Source organism: Microcoleus sp. AT3-D2 (assembly GCF_036705715.1).
Classification (GTDB): Bacteria; Cyanobacteriota; Cyanobacteriia; order Cyanobacteriales; family Microcoleaceae; genus Microcoleus.
In genome coordinates this window covers 28,653-46,160 of record NZ_JAUBVE010000021.1, presented here as the reverse complement: position 1 = coordinate 46,160, position 17,508 = coordinate 28,653, and the positions used below count along the sequence as shown (strand labels likewise).

Annotated in this window: 17 protein-coding genes; 6 read left to right on the top strand and 11 right to left on the bottom strand. The window is 45.0% G+C overall.

What is annotated here, in order from left to right:
- Positions 1–323: 323 nt before the first annotated feature.
- The 4 genes from QUB44_RS12030 to QUB44_RS12015 all read right to left on the bottom strand — a co-directional run bounded on the left by QUB44_RS12030 (position 324) and on the right by QUB44_RS12015 (position 4,943).
- Positions 324–797 (bottom strand): TerB family tellurite resistance protein, encoded by a 474-nt coding sequence (locus tag QUB44_RS12030; protein ID WP_333367221.1) that lies wholly within the window; start codon positions 795–797, stop codon positions 324–326.
- A 114-nt stretch (positions 798–911) separates the two neighbouring features.
- A complete protein-coding gene (locus QUB44_RS12025) occupies positions 912–2,840 on the bottom strand; it encodes a M61 family metallopeptidase (RefSeq protein ID WP_333367219.1) in 1,929 nt (642 codons plus the stop codon).
- On the bottom strand, positions 2,837–3,517 hold the full coding sequence (locus QUB44_RS12020) for a Crp/Fnr family transcriptional regulator (RefSeq protein ID WP_333165702.1): 681 nt from the start codon (positions 3,515–3,517) through the stop codon (positions 2,837–2,839). The genes QUB44_RS12025 and QUB44_RS12020 overlap by 4 nt, the downstream gene beginning before the upstream one ends.
- Positions 3,518–4,082: 565 nt before the next feature.
- The gene (locus QUB44_RS12015; RefSeq protein ID WP_333367216.1) at positions 4,083–4,943 is read right to left on the bottom strand and encodes an inositol monophosphatase family protein; all 861 of its coding nucleotides are present in this window, start codon (positions 4,941–4,943) and stop codon (positions 4,083–4,085) included.
- A 371-nt stretch (positions 4,944–5,314) separates the two neighbouring features.
- Here QUB44_RS12015 and QUB44_RS12010 point away from each other — a divergent pair, with 371 nt between their 5' ends.
- Both QUB44_RS12010 and QUB44_RS12005 read left to right on the top strand, forming a co-directional pair.
- Positions 5,315–5,869: a hypothetical protein gene (locus tag QUB44_RS12010; protein WP_333367213.1), complete on the top strand. Its 555-nt coding sequence runs from the start codon at positions 5,315–5,317 to the stop codon at positions 5,867–5,869.
- Positions 5,870–6,000: 131 nt separating this feature from the next.
- Positions 6,001–6,366: a glycosyltransferase gene (locus QUB44_RS12005; RefSeq protein ID WP_333367210.1), complete on the top strand. Its 366-nt coding sequence runs from the start codon at positions 6,001–6,003 to the stop codon at positions 6,364–6,366.
- A 291-nt stretch (positions 6,367–6,657) separates the two neighbouring features.
- On the opposite strand, the gene QUB44_RS12000 is transcribed toward QUB44_RS12005, so the two are convergent.
- The 3 genes from QUB44_RS12000 to QUB44_RS11990 all read right to left on the bottom strand — a co-directional run bounded on the left by QUB44_RS12000 (position 6,658) and on the right by QUB44_RS11990 (position 10,422).
- The gene (locus QUB44_RS12000) at positions 6,658–8,583 is read right to left on the bottom strand and encodes an alpha-amylase family glycosyl hydrolase (RefSeq protein ID WP_333367207.1); all 1,926 of its coding nucleotides are present in this window, start codon (positions 8,581–8,583) and stop codon (positions 6,658–6,660) included.
- 288 nt (positions 8,584–8,871) lie between these two features.
- Complete coding sequence (locus QUB44_RS11995; protein WP_333367205.1) at positions 8,872–9,777, bottom strand: Rpn family recombination-promoting nuclease/putative transposase; 906 nt, start codon at positions 9,775–9,777, stop codon at positions 8,872–8,874.
- Between the two features lie 150 nt (positions 9,778–9,927).
- Complete coding sequence (locus QUB44_RS11990; RefSeq protein ID WP_333367202.1) at positions 9,928–10,422, bottom strand: hypothetical protein; 495 nt, start codon at positions 10,420–10,422, stop codon at positions 9,928–9,930.
- A 199-nt stretch (positions 10,423–10,621) separates the two neighbouring features.
- On the opposite strand from QUB44_RS11990, the gene QUB44_RS11985 reads away from it, so the two are divergent.
- A complete protein-coding gene (locus QUB44_RS11985) occupies positions 10,622–10,828 on the top strand; it encodes a hypothetical protein (RefSeq protein ID WP_333367199.1) in 207 nt (68 codons plus the stop codon).
- A 113-nt stretch (positions 10,829–10,941) separates the two neighbouring features.
- The gene (locus QUB44_RS11980; RefSeq protein WP_333367196.1) at positions 10,942–11,946 is read left to right on the top strand and encodes a hypothetical protein; all 1,005 of its coding nucleotides are present in this window, start codon (positions 10,942–10,944) and stop codon (positions 11,944–11,946) included.
- Positions 11,947–11,996: 50 nt separating this feature from the next.
- Here the strand turns inward: QUB44_RS11980 and QUB44_RS11975 are convergent, their stop codons facing one another.
- The 3 genes from QUB44_RS11975 to QUB44_RS11970 form a co-directional block, all read right to left on the bottom strand.
- Positions 11,997–12,860, bottom strand: coding sequence for an Npun_R2479 family HD domain-containing metalloprotein (locus QUB44_RS11975; RefSeq protein WP_333367193.1), 864 nt, complete (start codon positions 12,858–12,860; stop codon positions 11,997–11,999).
- Between the two features lie 330 nt (positions 12,861–13,190).
- A complete protein-coding gene (locus QUB44_RS31150; protein ID WP_445299893.1) occupies positions 13,191–13,319 on the bottom strand; it encodes a Mo-dependent nitrogenase C-terminal domain-containing protein in 129 nt (42 codons plus the stop codon).
- The gene (locus tag QUB44_RS11970; protein WP_333367190.1) at positions 13,286–13,528 is read right to left on the bottom strand and encodes a hypothetical protein; all 243 of its coding nucleotides are present in this window, start codon (positions 13,526–13,528) and stop codon (positions 13,286–13,288) included. Before QUB44_RS11970 ends, QUB44_RS31150 begins: the two co-directional genes overlap by 34 nt.
- A 324-nt stretch (positions 13,529–13,852) precedes the next feature.
- On the opposite strand from QUB44_RS11970, the gene QUB44_RS11965 reads away from it, so the two are divergent.
- Positions 13,853–14,668: a cobyrinic acid a,c-diamide synthase gene (locus tag QUB44_RS11965; protein WP_333367186.1), complete on the top strand. Its 816-nt coding sequence runs from the start codon at positions 13,853–13,855 to the stop codon at positions 14,666–14,668.
- 155 nt (positions 14,669–14,823) lie between these two features.
- On the opposite strand, the gene QUB44_RS11960 is transcribed toward QUB44_RS11965, so the two are convergent.
- Complete coding sequence (locus QUB44_RS11960; protein ID WP_333367184.1) at positions 14,824–15,867, bottom strand: AI-2E family transporter; 1,044 nt, start codon at positions 15,865–15,867, stop codon at positions 14,824–14,826.
- A 440-nt stretch (positions 15,868–16,307) separates the two neighbouring features.
- Between QUB44_RS11960 and gshA the strand changes: the two genes are divergently transcribed.
- Positions 16,308–17,459 carry a glutamate--cysteine ligase gene (gene gshA, locus QUB44_RS11955; protein ID WP_333367181.1) on the top strand — a complete coding sequence of 384 codons (1,152 nt, stop codon included), beginning with the start codon at positions 16,308–16,310 and terminating at the stop codon, positions 17,457–17,459.
- Positions 17,460–17,508 lie beyond the last annotated feature (49 nt).

The following is a 17,508-nucleotide window of genomic DNA, read 5'->3' as shown; positions in this document are numbered from 1 at the left end:
GACAGTGCGCGGGAAGGGCGATTAAGAGCGGGATAGCTTCGCTTCACGCAAATTCTGTTACCGTTCCCGGCGATGAAAAGTATTCTCGACTTTTGCGTGTTTATTTGTTAGTATATCTTAGGAAAGTGGGAGTCACCATCCGGTTTATTTCCCTTCTGATTTAGTTGTAAATAGTTGCACTCAGAAAATTACTATGCTGATACTTACCTAACAAGATTTAGGCATGGAGGCTTATCCCCGGTTTCTACGAAAAATTCCAGGTTGAGTAACGAGAAATCTAGGAGTCAACCGGGTTGTTAAGCCAAGCGCACGCAAGTCCCGAACTAGCCTTTGATGAACTTTTCTAATTTTTGAGCCATCTTCTCGACAATTCCCTCCGAAGTATCTCCCGCCGATGATTCAGCTTCAATACGCTTGACCACATCCTCTGAAAGATTTAGCAACTGCACTAATTTTTGATAAGCTGCGGCTTCTTCAGCGTTAATTTTTGGTTCGTCGGGAGTACGAGAACTAGAGGAAATCACTTCATAGCCGAGTTGCAAGACTAATTCCTTTTCATCTTGAGTTTCTAGTTGACCGATCAACTCATCAAGGGGAATATTTTGCATGATGTAATCCCGCAGTTCTTGTTGCATTTGTTGTCCGTCGGTATCTGGGGCAAACAAACGACAAAAGCGATCGAGCATTAAATTAACTTCTTCTGTGGCCAGTTCGCCGTCAGCCCAGGCCATAGAAGCAACAATTCTCAGCAGATTCATTTGGCGGGGCGTAATTGATGGAGGAGGTGGGGTTTGCATAATCAAAAGGGGTAATGGGGAATTGGGAATGGGCAATTGGGAATTGGGAATTGGGAATTGGGAATTGAGCCTGATTCCTTCTTGTCTTTTCTTTCCCGTTCCCCTTCATTTATGTCACAATTTCGATAGAGGAACTCCCAGCCATCCAGTAAAGTTTTGTTTCTGAATAGCGGTGGGCTGTTCCACTGGCACGATCGAGTAACGCATCGGGCGTGGCGGGGCGAGAGTAACAGGACAAGTCCGCAGTTCGTCTTGGTGAAAAACTGTCACCGAGACGATATCCCCAGGCTTGAAATCTTTTAGTCTCTCGCCCGCTTGTTCTGAATTTACCCGAAAACCTTCGATCGCCAGCAACTCGTCTCCAGCATCAATTCCGGCCAATTGTGCCGGAGATCCTACTTCGACAAATTTAACCATTTCCCGCCCGTTTTCCGTTCCCAACGTCCAACCGATGCGAGGTGTTTCGCTAGTTTCACTTGCGGTAAGTTCCAGCCCGAAAGGTTCCAGATACTTGTTGTAAGGCAACTCTTCTGTACCGTCTATATAGCGCGCAAAAAAGTCGCTCAAATCAATGCCGGCGATCGACTCGATCGCACTTTGCAACTGTTCGGGAGTAAAGCCTATTTCTGCTGCTGGCAGCGAAGGAGAATATAACTCTCCGTTTGAGGTTAAATGCGCCGATTTGCCATCCGTTTCCGACTTCAGCTCAAAACCGCCGTTTCCAGCCGAATTAGCATTGCCAAACTGCTGCCACATCAAACGCATCACATCGTCGAGCGAGCGATCGTTGCCGTGTCTGGCTCGAATCAACAAATCGAGCAAAAACGATACAACTTCCCCTTTCAAATAATAGGAAATCTGCGAGTTGTCGCTGTTAGCATCCCGGCGATAAAGTTTAATCCAAGCATCCCAGCTCGACTCGCTCAGAGGCTGCACACTCCGCCCCGGAGTCGTCTGCAAGCGAGTAATTTCCTTAGCTATACCTTGGAAAAAACCTTTAACGCTGTAGAGACCCGATCGAAAAGGAATCACCAAATCGTAATAACTGGTAGTGCCTTCAGAGAACCATAAAGAAGGAGTGTAATTTTCTTTTTCGTAGTCAAATACTTCGAGAGCTTTCGGTCGAATGCGCTTGACATTCCAGAGGTGAAAAAACTCGTGAGCTACCAACTGAATAAAGCGTTCATACTTTTCCTTAGCCCGAAAACCAAAACGCGGATAGTTGAGAGTGCAACTCTCCTTATGTTCCAAACCGCCAAAACCAGAGCCGGACAAATGCAGGAAAAACACATAGCGTTCGTAAGGCAAACCGCCGAACATTTTTGCCTCGACTTCTATCACTTTTTGGATGTCTCGAATCGTGCGTTCTGGTTCTAAATTACCTTTTCCCCAAACAACTAGCTGGTGGGGTTTTCCCATCACTTCAAAATCGTATACTTCGTGACAGCCAATCTCAAAAGGACTGTCTACGAGAGTGTCAAAATCCGCTGCAGCGAAAGTAAGATTTTGGCCAGAAACAGGTGGCAAAGTAGTAACTGTGCGCCATTCGGGCTGCGGCGGCACAACGGTTACGGTGTAACAGTTGCTCTCAAAACCGGACAAGAAAAAGCACAAAGCCGCCGGATTGAAATAACCGTGAGTCGAGTCTAGATGATTGGTTCGCACTGTCAGTTCGTTGGCAAAAATGCGGTAGAAAACCGTGACATCTGACACCGAATTTGTCTCGATTTGCCAGTGATTTTTGCTGAGCTTGCGCCAAGGTAAAGCACGTGAAGCGTAGCTATCCCGTAGGGAATCGCCCGCATGGGAGCTAAAATCTTGCAGGTGGCGGGCGTACTCTCGAACCAAGTAAGAACCGGGAGTCCAGACAGGCATTTTTAAATCCAGAACCGGCTTCGACCAACCTTGCACGCGCAAAGTCACTTCAAACAGGTGGGATTCCGGATTCGGCATCGCCACCGAATATTGAATTGTCGGTGCTGTTAGTTGCCCCTCACGGTTGTCGGCAGCCGACGAGGTATCCAAAGAAGTAACATCAGTCATTGACTTGCCAAATTAATCAAGTGCTTGAGGTTGATCAAATGGATAGTTTGGCGGTCTGGATCGATTTTGATCCAACCTTTACTATCGAGTTTTTCCATAATTTTGCTGGTTTCATCTAGGGTGATATCTGTGACATCAGCTAAGTCTTCATAAGGAATATTGAAGATCTCTTTGCCCTCAGCAGTTTTCTGACCGTAGTTTTCTGCCAGCTCGACTAAAGTATTTGCTAGTTTAACCGCTGGCTGGCGGTTTCGGAGTTGATAGCGGTGATTGGTTTGGCGGAGCCGCCGCACCATCAGTTGCAGCATCCGGTGGTGCAATTGCGGGTCTTTAAACAGGGTTTGGATAAATCGCTGAGCTGTGACGCTGAGAAGTCGCACGGGCGATAGAGCAAGTACGTCATTCGATCGAGGTGATTCGTCCAGAATGGCCATTTCGCCGAAGAAGGCACCCCGTCCTAAAATAGCCATTGATACAGCTCGATCGTTTGACAAGCGGCGGACTTTTACCCAGCCAGACACGACAAAGTAAATCGCGTTGCCCCAAGAATCCTCCATCACCACAGCTCGGCCCGGGGGATACTCATGCTTGACGGCATTTGATAGCAGCCCTCCCAAGGTTTCTGGGTTAGCACCCTTAAATAGAGGGAATAGCTCACTGAAAGCTTCTGTCTTCATCAAAAAAATGGGTAGAAACTCCGTCCTTCAGGACGGCTTTATATTGTCTTTTTTTGATTACTACCGCCTTGGGACTGGTTGGCTCGGTGTGCTTTTGTGTTGCACTTTCAGCGGGACAATTACCGCCTCAAACTTCCCAGCCCTGTACGCATAGTGTTTTGCTCTTTCGAGCCTCCCTTTCGGGGTGATGTTAGCCTGCGCCTTGGTTTAGTGAGCTTGTTGGGCCCAAAGCACTGCCCCAGTGACATTAGGGCTGTTTAACCTTCAGCGACAGAGCCCAAAACTGGCTTCGCATTCAAGGAGTGTCGTGACTCAAAAAACGTAGTCAGTTAAGACGATAGCCCGTCAGAATGGCTTGTCAGATTACTCTTCCAAGCCTCACGCCTGATAGCTGAGGTTCCTGACGCAAACTCGCGGAGGTGGGAAATATGATTAGGCGACACCCAACAGCTAGGGAACGATCAATGTTTGGGAACACAAACAATCCGTTGCTCCTTTAATTGATGATAAGGGTGCAGAGGCCCGGTTCACGTAAAATTGGCAGATTCTTTAATCTTAAACGGGTTTACAAGCCTGCCACTGCCTGTTGAACTTTGCCCAACAGAGGTTCTATGTATTCCGGCCAGCCGATCGCGATTGACTGCGTGTGGGCCAGAGTCTCCGGCTCGATCGCATCTTTAGTCCACCTCAGCGGTTGACCTTGCAAGTCGCAACAAACCAATCCGGCTGCTTTTGCTAAAGCCAGAGGACCGGCGGTATCCCACACTTTAACTCTGCCGTTGAGATATAGGTACAAACCAGCTCGACCGAAGATAACTTCCATTACTTTTAAGCCAAAGCTGCCCAGCGAGTAAAATTCGGCTCCGGGGATGCTTTGGGCGATCGCCCGGGCGTAGTTTTTCTGGTCTTTGTCTCCGAGAATAATTTTACAATTTTCCGCTGTCGGGGCCGGGGGCGCGCATAGCGCGATCGGCTCCGGCGCTTGGGTTCCCACACTTTGGAACAATCCCCAATCTTTGCCGCCAAAATACATTTGGTCAAAAGCCGGGGCGTAGAGCCAGCCGGCCACCGGTTCCCCTTCCAGCAGCAGCCCCACCATCGAAGCGTAGTGCAGTTTTCCCCGAATAAATTCTTCAGTCCCGTCGAGGGGATCGATGCACCAGAGGCGGTGGTAATTGGCGCGGTAAGCTGCTCTGGAGGCGAGGTTTTCCTCCGTGATTCTCCCGTCTTCAGGAAACAAAGCGCTAAATGCTGCCGATAGTTGTCGGTCTAGGTATTGATCTATACTCGTCACGTAGTCGTTGGGCCCTTTCTCGCAAACTTCAAAAGGTTGGGCTGCGAGCTTGTAAGCTTCTTGACCGCACTCGCGCAGGGTGTAGCGAATTTTTTGATCTTGCTCTGGAGAAATATACATGAGGTTAAACATAAATTTTTTAGCTAACTTCAGCATAAAAGCTTAAGTCCTTGGAATCGATCAGCCCATGTCACTGTTTTTGATTCGTACAGGATTTGCGCGTAGGTGTCGAGAAACCAGGTTTCCTAACCATCAGGGTCGTTGGTATAGCCCCAGACAGGAGTCGTGGAACTCAAAAAATTTTTAGACACTAAGCAGATACTAAGCTTTCCCGTATCTAAATTGTATTTTTGGGGCGGGCGAGACACCCCACAATAATGTCATCAAACTTGACTATAAAATTTAGATGCGCCTTAGCTTACTAGATTTATCTGTTTTAAAATCTACAATCTAAAACCCAGTGACCGATCGCACCAGCACGTTCAACAGCAAAGGAGAATAGTTTGAAATACCATTTGGCATTAGGTCGCAAAATAGACCTAGATGGAATTGACCGCGATGCAAAACTCGGCAAATGTCCTCGCCACGTCCTGCGAGCCCTCAGAGACCGCTTAAATGCCGCTGTCCACGCCCCGGATGGCGAAGCCATATCGTTCAGCGACAAGCTGCGATCAAAAATTTCTTCTAAACCCGAACATTGGGCCGCCGCGCGCAAATTGTCCAAGCAAGTCAGCAGCGACGACGTGATATTTTGTAACGGCGAGGACATTGGGATTCCAGTGGCGGCGGTGTGTGGCCAATCGCCCAATCGCCCGAAAATTGTTGTATTTTTCCACAATATCGATCGGCCGCGCGACCGCCTCGCCCTGAAACTATTCGGTTTGGCTGACAAAATTGACGTATTCATTGTCAACGCCCGCCCTCAAACTGACTTGCTCCGTAGTTATTTAGCTATAGCTGAATCGCGCATTTTAGTACTTCTAGAACAGACAGACACCCAATTTTTTACACCGGTCCAGTTTCTGGCGATAAAAAGCGGCAAACAGTTGTTAGCGTAGGATTAGAAAAGCGCGACTACCGACTCTTAGCAGCAGCAACTGCTGACTTAGATGTTGACGTAAAAATTACCGATTTTTCTAAAGATACCAAAGCTTTATCGCAAGCTTTCCCCGATACTATGCCAGAAAATATGTCGCGCAAATTCTACGAATGGCCGGATTTAGTCCAGCTTTACCGCGATGCAGACATAATTGCAGTTTGTTTGGTAGACAATAAATATGCTGCGGGAGTGCAGGGTTTGCTGGAAGCAATGGCCTGCAAGCGATCGGTCGTCATTACTCGGACTCAAGGTATGGTCGATTATTTAGCGGCCCCGGATATTGCCAAAGTGGTAGATGTGGGAGATGCAGCAGGTTTGCGCGAGGCGATCGTCCATTTGCTAAAAAATCCTCAAGAAGCTCAATCTCAAGCGCAGCCGGCCTACGAAATGGTTGTGAACCAGCACAGCAGCGAACGTTATGTCGATGTTTTAGCCCAGAAGTTGCGATCGCTTTAATAAAAATGTAGGGTGCGCTTCGGCGCACCATAACTCACGCATGGAGGATGCACAATGCACACCTTACTGCTAGGGAGAAAAAGCCAAACTATTTATTACCTAAGTCATATTTAAAAAGTAATGAATTATGAGGTGCAGTTAATAATTAAATCTCACAGCAGTTACGTACCGAGTAAATAAACCGGGTTTGAAAAATATAATCGAAAGCCTTCATTAAGGAAGTATTTTCATTCATCAAACCCGGTTTCTGTGCCTAAAACGGTTTCACTCAAAACTCCGAAATCAAAACTCTTAAGACTCCCGTCCACTCGCCCACTTATCCCGCCATTTCACAGTTCCTTCCGAAACTAAAACCCAGCGACGACAAACCAGATTTTCTCGCAGCGGCGACTGTCCTTCCCGTAGCAGCGCATACTTATAAGAAATCAACTTCCCCGCACTTTCATTAAAAGGAATTTCCCCAAACCAAGTATTAGTATTGATATACTCCAACGGGTAACCCTTACTAATATCCCAATTCCCCAATTCAGGACAATCTCCAATCACCACCATTCTTTCTCCAGGCTGAGTTCTAACGCTGTTAAGCTGCGCCCGCACAATAGTTGTCGCCTTAACTCGCTCTCCGACGCGGCTAAAAATCATTACTTCCCGCGCACCCAACTCTAAATTGTACAGCATCCCATCTTTAACTTCAAACTTGCGGCGCGATAAAACCTCCGTATGCTCTCCATCAGGCAGCTCAGTATCAACCTCTTCAATTGTAACAGGATTGCCACGATTCATCGCAACAAACACCACAGAATCGCGATAGCGGCGCACGTAACAATAAACATCAGGAGTTAGATATTTTTGCCACTGACTCCCCATCGAAATAGCTGGATTCAGCCGTCGCAATCCCGACAGCAACCGCACCTCTCGGTAAATCGCCGAATCACTATCCCACTTTTCCATCATCGGGCGGTTATAAGGGTCATTTCCCCCATCTGTATCATCGTGCAGATACTGTTCGGTGCCGTAATAAATGCAGGGAATGCCGCGAGTCGTCATAATTAAACCTATCGCCAACAGCAGCATTTCTGGATCGGGATTCAACGACTGAAACCTCGGCATATCGTGGTTGTCAATAAAAGTAATCAACTCCGTCGCCCCGTAGTAGCGGTGATCCAAATTCAGGACATCTTGGACTAACTTAAATCCCGCGCCCGCACCCTTCCCCAATACTTCTCGAATTGCCACGCACAGACCAAAATCTAAAATAGTCATCCCCGACTCGTTGACAAATTCCACAGAACGATCGTTTCTAGGGTCGCTGTAAATCCATTCGCCAAAAATGAAAACATCAGGTCTGTGTGTTAAAATGTCAGCATTAAATTCCTGCCAAAACCAAATAGGCATATGCTTGACTGTATCAACCCGCAAAGCATCAACACCTCTGTCCAGCCATTGTTTAATTGCTGACTTAATGTAATTCCGGTAGGCAATATTGTTTTCGTTGAAAGTTGCTAAACCCGACAGTTCGCAGTTTTGGACTTGCCATTCATCTTCCCAGTTTGTGACTTCGCCGTAGTGGTGATACCAGTCATCTTCATCGTCGTTAAAGTCAGCTATTTTTACACCGTCGTCGTAGAGTTCCCCTTTTTTACCGCTAAAATCTGGGTTGCTGTGATTGCAGACAATATCAAGTACGAGTTTCATGTTTCGCTGGTGCAACTCGTGTACTAATTTGTCAAATACCGTATCTTTACTTTCTTGTGTTTGGTTAATAGAAGGATTGTCGCCTGTGGCAATAAAGCGGGGATTTAGTCGCTTGAAATCTTTAGTCCAGTAGCCGTGAATTGCAGCTTGTTCGACAAATAATTCTTCAACTTGCTCGAACAGTGGAGTCAGCCAAACGGCGGTAACTCCCATATCTTTTAAATAATCGAGTTTGTCAATAACTCCCTGCAAGTCGCCGCCCCAATATTTGCCCCAATCTTTCCCTTCTGGATCGTAAAGTTCTGGGTTGGGGCCTTCGTTATTTGTGGGGTCGCCGTCGTAAAAGCGATCGACTACAATGAAATAAATTGTTTCTTGTCGGAATTCAATATCTCTGGTGTAAAGGAACTCTAAATCGATTTCGCTTTCTGCCTTAACTTCTTCTACCAGAGACTCAATTTTTTCTTCTGGTTCGCTAACTTCGTATTGAGAGGAAGTTTGATTGGGAGTGACTGATGTCATGAGATGTATTTTTTTATATTGTAAGATTGGTCAGTTATTCGGAGCTAGAGTCGGAGATAGCTTTCCCCTATAACTGACTTTTACAGCATCATACGGAATTTACTGGTTTAATGAAATCTTCCTTTAGACTGAGGGCAGACTCATCCTTGAACATTAAGTGGATGAGAGTTAATGTTTAGCGTAATTCTCAATCCAAGAGGCAAACCCTCAAAAACCTACGCTACCAGGCTCAGCCTGGTAACGAGAAAAGGTGCACTACTTATGCGATCGTACTTTTTCCCTTCCTTTCTATTCCTTCCGCAAGTTTTGGATATCTTCAACGCTCAAACCAGTAGTTTGACTAATGGTTTGATTGTCAAGGACATTCAGAAGTTGCCTAGCAATTTCTAGAGCCTTTTCTCTCATTCCTAGCGCGACTCCTTCTTCTCTACCTTCTTCTCTACCTTCTGCGATGCCTTGTTCTCTGCCTTGTGCGATGCCTTTTTCAATTCCCTTGAGCAAGACACCCTGCTGATCGAGAATAAACATTTCGCGTTCTTCTAAATCTGCCAACTCCTCTGAATTCAAATTAGTTTCATTGGCAATCGCAAAGGCTTGCTGTATTTCCGATACTGTTTCCATTGTTGACGGCACTATTTCCAAGCTGGGAGCATTTTTCATAAAATAAATCCACTTGTCAGTCAAAGTTTCTAACTCATCCAATTGTTTATTGAATTTTGGCAATTCGATAAAAATTAGTTCAATCTCTGGATCGACATAATCAAATAAACGCTTTTTCTCCTTAAACACAAAATGAGAAATCACTTCTTGGTCATGATCAAACATTTCAAAATCAGTAATTGTCAAAGCAATTACAGGTTTTAACTTAAAGTAACCTTGACCGCGAATCAGTTGAGTTGAGTAAGTTTTCGCAGCATTGTAAACCACCCGTTTAGCAAAAGATGCTACATTTAAAACTTGCATTTCGATAATTACAGTTGCGCCTCCTGCAAGCCTGGCTTTGACATCCAGGTAAGAGTCTTTGAGATACGGAACTCTCGATGCTAAATACGGGTCGATAATTTCTAGGTCGGCGATGGTGGGGTTGCCATCATAAATCATGGCATTGAGAAAGCTGATTAAAATTGGTTTGCTTTCGTTGGAGCCGAATATTTTTTTGAATGCAAAATCGGTTTTGGGGTTAATGAATGTCATGGCTAATCTCTTTTAAAATGACTTACCTATTATTTTAACCCAGTGGGAAAATGGATTGGGCGAGTTACCAAAACTAGATATCGGATGCTCTATCCAAGCTTGAGCCGATCGATAATGAAGTCCATCAGTCATTAGCGCTTGCTCTATATTCTATTCTGTCAAATCGACTTGTCGAATCTCTTCTAGCGTCAGATCCAAGCATTGCGCGATTTGCTCGTCGCTCAAACCGACGGCTTGCAAGCGTTGGATCGCCTCTATTTTCGCCTGCCGCTTTCCCCGCAAAAACTCAGGCGACTCTTCCTGCGAGGTGCAGATATTCAGAGATCCGATTACATGATTATGAGCGACATGATGACCAGTAATGACGCCACCAGTAACATTGCTAATTCTCGACTTGCGAATCAGTGCCGATCGCAAGTTTAATTTATTAACATCTTCTCCGAAAGCCTCAGAGAACAACTGCCATAGCTCGTAGCCGATATCTTTAGCATAACCCTCAGTACAGTTAAGCGTTTGAGCAATATCGCCGTACTTTTGCCGCTTCAAAACGCCCTCAATCACGCCAACTTGCATATCATCTAAATGCTTGCCAGTTTTCGCAAAGACCACTTCATCAGCAAAAGCCAGTGCTTCTCGAACGTTCATCAGGCTTCCCTCACAACCTCGCAACAATAAAATTATAACCGTCTATATCCGACTATTTTCGCCTTAAATACAAAAACGGTTGAATAGCTCTTAAAATTTTCTGCATTATCCGACTTTATTCGACTTTATTCGACTATACAAATTAATGTGCAAGTTGTATTGTTGTGGTGTAAAACCATCGCTAAATAAAAATTAACTTATGACGACTACCCAGCTCGCTCTCGACAAAAAAGCAAATCCTTTGATGATGCACCTGAGCATCTTGTCGAAGTACGAAATCTCCGAAGAGGAACCTAGCTACGATCCCAGCACGCAGACTTCCAACATCACCTCCATGAGCGGCTCCTGGTGTACTCGCAATAGCTCCACTTTTAATTGTGACGACGACCAGCAAGAGGACGACTAGAATTTCCTTTGGTTAAGGTCGTTTTTTGCTTGCTGTTTCGTTTCTTGAAAGACCTGTATGAATTTTTGCATTACAGGTCTTTCATTGTCAACATTATTTCAATTGATTTAGTTATGACCGACCTTTTAATCGTGACTTCCGAGACTGACCTTCATGCGGATGTTATTATCAAAGAATTGCAAAAATCGAAGATTCGAGCAATTAGGTTAAATTCAGAAAGTTTTATTCATAAAAGTAAATACTTTTATGAATGGCAAGCTTCTGGCACTCCCCGTCCAAGTTTTTTGTATTTTGAAGACTCCTTGAGAGAAGTTCAAGATGTTGGCGTTATTTGGTGGCGAAAACCCGAAAATTATCAAGTTTATCCAGAAGTTAATGATGCTTGGGCAATCAAATATTGTCAACAGGAAACAGAATCTTTGACTTACTCACTTTCTGGACTATATCCCAAAGCTAGATGGGTCAATCATTACTATAAAATTAGATTGCCATCGCATCGAATCAATCAGATTCCAATTGCTCACAAGCTAGGAATTACCATCCCTCCAACACTCGTCACCAATTCATACGAAGCGGCTTGCAACTTTGTGACACAACAGGGAAAGTGCATTGTCAAACCGATGCGTTACTCTGGATTTTTACATGATGAAAAACAGTATGCTTGCTATACTCGCCCCATTGATGTAGAAACACTCTTAGCATTTCGAGAGAGCATTCGATTGGCACCCGTTTTTATTCAAAAACGCATTCAAAAGAAGGCAGAATATCGCGTTACATTAATTGGTAAGCATGATTTTGTTTGTCGCATTGATGCCCAGCATACCAACGATGCAGACGTGACTTTGGATTGGCGCGTTATCGAACCAGATAAACTCGTTCACGTTCCCGACAAGTTGCCAATGGATTACCTCAACAAACTTCATCAAATGCTTGACGAGTTTGGTTTAAATTTTGGTGCATTCGATATCATTCGCGACGAGGACGACACCCTCTATTTTATCGAACTCAATCCCAATGGACAGTGGTATTGGATCGAAATTCTTACTAAAATGCCTATGGTTCGCGCAATGGTGGAACTCATCGAAGATTTAGCGCTTCAATATCAACAGGATTGCTGAATTCTGTCTTGCATAAGGATTCTAACGATCGCCCGACATCCAGCCAAACCCTAACTAACTACAGCCACCGCAGACTCTGGAACCTGAGAATGCTCCACCCGAAAAACATTTGCGCTCAGATTAGCAACAACTTGTTTTCCCTGCTGCGTCAGTTCCAAATAGCCGATCGCATCCTTCACATACCGATAAACCACATTCCAATAAAACTTCGGATAACCATCCCGCAACTCCCCCGGATTCTGATAGCCCAAAACCAGATTTTGCCCAGTCTCCTCAAACTCGTAAAACAGCGCCGCAATCTTTTGCAAATATCGCGGATCACTCAACTGACCAATTAAATCAGCAGCGCGAACTAAACCCGGATAATTTACAGTATCTTGATAATCTTCATCTGCAGGAACTGGAAAACGAGTCAGCTCAATATTGCGCTTAACCAGCTCAGCATCAATCAGTTTATGACCGCCAAAACGCTCGTCAATAAACATTTTTCCGCGATCGACATGATAAGGCATCAAACTAGCATCCGTAGCCCCCGGAGGCAGCGTTAATTTCAGGTCGCCTATTCCCGTCGCATACAGTCCCAAATCTGTTCTATCTTGCCGACAAACACCTTTAACATACCCGATATCGTGACATAGCAAAGCAATGTGGAAGTGCAGCCAATCTTCGCAAGAAACACCCCCTTCGCGGATGTGCTTCCCACCCAGAATTGCTTGTCCCACCAAGGTCACTAAAATAGTGTGTTCGACATTATGGTAAAGAGCATCGCTATTAGCAATATTTTCTAAAGCCATACTCGCCACCCAAGCAATAATCTCGCCATAGTCAGATTTAAACCCGCCATAAGTGTGGCGGTAGCCTTCAATCAGGCGATTGACAAAAGCCTTAATCAGCAGTTCAGTTGCGTTAAACATATTCACTTCCCTGAGCCCACGTAGATTATTAAATTATTTTTATAGTTATTGTTTTTGCTGCTACCGTTTAATGTTATTTTTGGCTTAAGCGCCACGATGGATACCCACTCCTATCGAGAGGCATCCATTGATATTATCAACAATTATGGCTTAAATTATGGCTCTCGCAACTACCAGAGCAACAGACCCCATAAATAATTTATATCAATGGGCGATCGAGGTATTACACCCCTCAATCAGTAGTACAGGGTTACATCTTCGCCGCATACGTCAGTCGATTTTATATTTTAGATTTACTTCACAGATACATCTGGGGGCTGGAACTAGGATCTAAAATTTTGGGTTGCTCACTACTCTTGTCGGAAACTTGTATCTGTTCTGGCTGACCCCGCCCAAAAACGAGAGCGAGCGAAAGCTTAACCCAATTAATTCCTCATACCCAGGATTAAGCTTGCACATAGGCGGTATGTGGAAAAAATGGTGTCCCAATAACTACATATCTCTTTCACAATGACACCCTGCAGGTATAAGTTTGCACACCACTGAGTTACTGGTGGCTCTCCCACTGCAATGCTATCGAGCCACTGTCCCACTGGTTGCAGGAGGCGATCGCGAAAAGTTAAGTCTTGGCACTGATTGTCCGGGAAAATGCTTATAGTCAAGTTCATGATTGATCTCAGTAATCATTACTAACAAAAACTGATGAATCACCCGGCTTAATCCTCAACGAAACCCACTGTTGCTCCGGGGACGTGAATAAGTTTTATGAGTGACACTCACAGTCGCAAAATGTGATGCGAAGAGCTAGCAATTGTGATTTAAAACTCGCTAAAGTGTGAGACAGATCACGCCTCCTGTTCCCTCCAGAATGTATATTTAGATAGATGGCAAGAAAATAAGACAGAATAACTGGCCACCCTCCCTCGCAGCTCCCCTCTCCCATCATCTGCGATCTATTACTCTGTATACTTACTAATATAAGGTTTCAGGCAATGATTAAACAAAAACATAAATATGCCGACCTTGCTCAACTCTCCCACACAGATACCGTCTTCCAAAAACTCCCTGTAGAAGTTAAAGATTGGGCCCAAAGCTTGCCTTGGAACCAACGGCGCTATGTCTTGTCCCTCTGCTACATATTGTGTGCATCTACTCCCGACTTGCAAGCAGAATTTTTAGATGATTATACAGCCGACGGTTTAGTCTCAAAAATGTTTGAAGATGTAGATACTCTACACCGAGTCAAAGAGTATTTAATCAGATTTCGAGTCAAAAAACAATTAAACGAATCAGATTTAAGAAGCTACATTAAACAATTTTATATCCACTCAGCTCAACAATCGCGCCGAGAAACTGACCAATATTTAGAATCTGCACTCCGCTTCGTCTTGAGTACAGAAGAACGCAATAATGTTTTTAACTACATTTTGGGCTTTGAATTTATTAAAATTGTGTTTCAAATGAGCTGGTTGCAACACGAAAGATTAGCGAGACTCCAAAAAAATCAGTCGCAGTTTATTGAAACCTATATCAAGCCGATTCAACACGCACACAGAATTAATGGCATAATTCTACCGAAAGATGAGAGAATCTTTTTTGCCAGACGCACCTATTACGTTCAACAGCCTAACATTTCCTACAGAAAGCTGATTGAGTTAGTCATGGCAACTTTTACTACAGAAATGGTGAGTAATTGCGGATTTTCTATCAGCCGCCACTCTCAAGCTCTGCGTTTTGACTGCGATTACATTTATGATCCAGAACCAGAAGAAGAAAGATTTCCTACTGACTTGCAATTTATTCATTAACTGTACGCAGTAAGGTGTACCATACATTGCTTTTTTCTCTTTACTTTTCGTTTCGCGTTGGACACAGGAGAGTTTTTGAAGCATGGGACTTCTAGTTTGTAGTTAAAACCGAATTTTCCAGCCGGATTTGATATAAAATAGGAGGGCTGTATCAATTAAACTTCCGATTGCATTTCTTCAATTTCAAACCAGCTAACTATCACTCCCGCGAGCGGAATAGCCAGAAATATGCCTAAAAGTCCTGCTGCTCTCGCGCCTACTAACAGTGCAAAAAACACCACTACCGGATTGAGGTTAAGGGAATTTTGCATGAGTCTCGGATGAATAAAGTTGTCTTGAATTTGCTGCAAAACAATGCAAGCTGCCAAGACTTTTAAAGCTAGCCACACATTTTGAGACAATACAAGAAAACACACTAAGCTAATTCCCAGCGTCGCTCCGATTCCCGGAACTAAGTCAAACAATCCGATGATAAATGCTAAAATTAAAGGAAATCTCACATCTAACAGCAGGAAAATTACAAAGCTTGCTGTTGTCAAAAATAACATTAACAGAATTTGTGCCTGAAAAAATCCTAAAAAGTTTCGCTCTATTGTTAAACTTAAACGCCTGTGCAGGTGTCGAGGTATAAATTTGAGAACCAATACCCACAGCCTCTCTCCATCAAGTAACATGAAAGAGGCCACTACCATAATGAATATTAAATTTAATAAATTGGTTAAAAATACTTGTAAAAAAGCAATGCTCGAAACAACTCCAGCCAAAGCTTGATTTCGCAGTTGTTCCTCAATAACTCGCAGGTTAACTTGCAGGTTTCTCGCCCGCAGGAATGCTTCGATGCGCTCGGACAGAGGCGCCAGAGCATTCACAAATTCAGTCATTCTGTCAATTAATTGCTGCCCTTGAGATAAAAGAGTGACGCCTACGGTGACGGTGAGACTGCCAAAAACTAAAATGGTGAGCAAGACAACGAAGGCGACAGCTAAACTTCGCGGTAAAAATCTCTGGAGAGTTCGCACCGGATAGTTGAGCAAAAAAGCCACGAGTGCAGCAATGGTGAAAACTACGACTGCTGTTTCAAAGTAAGCTAAAAGTTGCAGTCCAGCCCAACCTGAAGCAAATAAAAGCAAAAACCGGACTAAGGCTAAATTGCTTACCATATTCCAAAAATTGGGAGGAGTTCTTTCTTGCTCTTTCACAGGGATTTTTAGGGGTTAATATTATAGCTCAAATTATAGCTCAAAAATATTGCATAGCCCCCTCTTATCATAGCATTCAAGATATATCTGCGGCTATCCTTCTCAAGGCAGAAAACAGATGTCGAAATGAGGCAGGGGTGGGTTCTATTCAGCATAAGTTTGATAGTCACGAATACCCAATGAAAAACGCTCGTGATCGAACAAATAGCCAAACAGCCTTTTTGACTCGAAAACCGCCTCGGAAACTCTTTGCGATGGCAGTATTAGTCGCGGCAGCCCGATCGCCACTAACACACAAACGCTCAAACAAAGCTGCGACCGAAAAACCCAGTTTCAGTGCCAGTCGCGAAAAAATTCAACTCTGCCTCGTGGAAGATAGTATGAACAGGTCAATTTTTGGGATACTAGAAACTAGCACTCAACTTAGCTGAGGAACAAACGTGCTGCTATCAAAAGGCTTTGAAGTAGAAATGTATACCGGCACTCCCGAAGGTGAGGTTGTCGGTCTCTCCGATCGCATAGTTGCCGATCTAGAGGGATTTGTGCGGGAGCCTGATAGCCGCAATGTGGAGTACACGACCGCCCCGCTGTCCAGCTACGATCGCCTGTTATGTGCCTTAGTCAAGCCGCGAGTCCGGCTGCGCGAGTATCTCAAACAATTGGGCGACTATACCTTGCTGCCGGGAAGTACCTTGTCTCTTGGAGGAAGCGATCGATTTTACAGATCCGATCCCAACAACCCTTACCACACCTACATCGAGCAAACCTACGGCACCAAAGTCGTCACCGCCAGCATTCACATCAACATCGGCATCTCCGAACCAGAAATGCTGATGCGCGCCATCCGCCTTGCCCGCGTCGAAGCACCGCTATACCTTGCCTTGAGCGCATCTTCCCCCTTCCTCGACGGCGAAGTCACGGGCTATCATTCCACTAGGTGGGGTTTGTTTCCCAAAACTCCCGCCATCGTCCCCCTGTTTGAAAGTCACAGACATTACATCCAGTGGACTGAAGAACAGCTAGAACTCGGTACTATGCAAAACGTCCGCCATTTGTGGTCTGCAGTGCGACCAAATGGCGATCGTCGCCCCTACTGTCTCAACCGCCTCGAACTGAGAATTTGCGACCTCGAAGTCAATCCTCTGGCTTTGTTAGCCATCACTGCCTTACTAGAAGCTCGCATCTGGCAGATGATGGAAGACCCCAGCTTAGACCCCTTAGAGCTCAGCACCTTGCCTGCGGCCACCCGCAACGAAGACTTAGTTGCCCTCACAGACGCCAACGAAATTGCTGCATCCCGGCAAAGTTTGGATGCCGAACTTACCCACTGGCAAGACGGCAGAACTATTCTGGCACGAGATTGGATTGAGGAGATTTACCGCGAAGTGTGGCCTCTAGCTAAAAAACGCGGCTTTAGTTGCTTTCTATCGCCACTCAAAAAGATTCTCCGGGAAGGCAACACGGCCCAGCAGTGGTTGAAGCTACACGAGGACGGTTCGGACACCCGCAGTATTATTCTGCAAGGGATTCAGGGCATGGCTCACCAAGAATGGGAGCTAGAAGACAACTTGTGCGCCCAGTTAGTTGCCTGAAGTACCCGCCGTTATTATAATGGGGGCTTTCGCTAGCCCTGGCTATGCG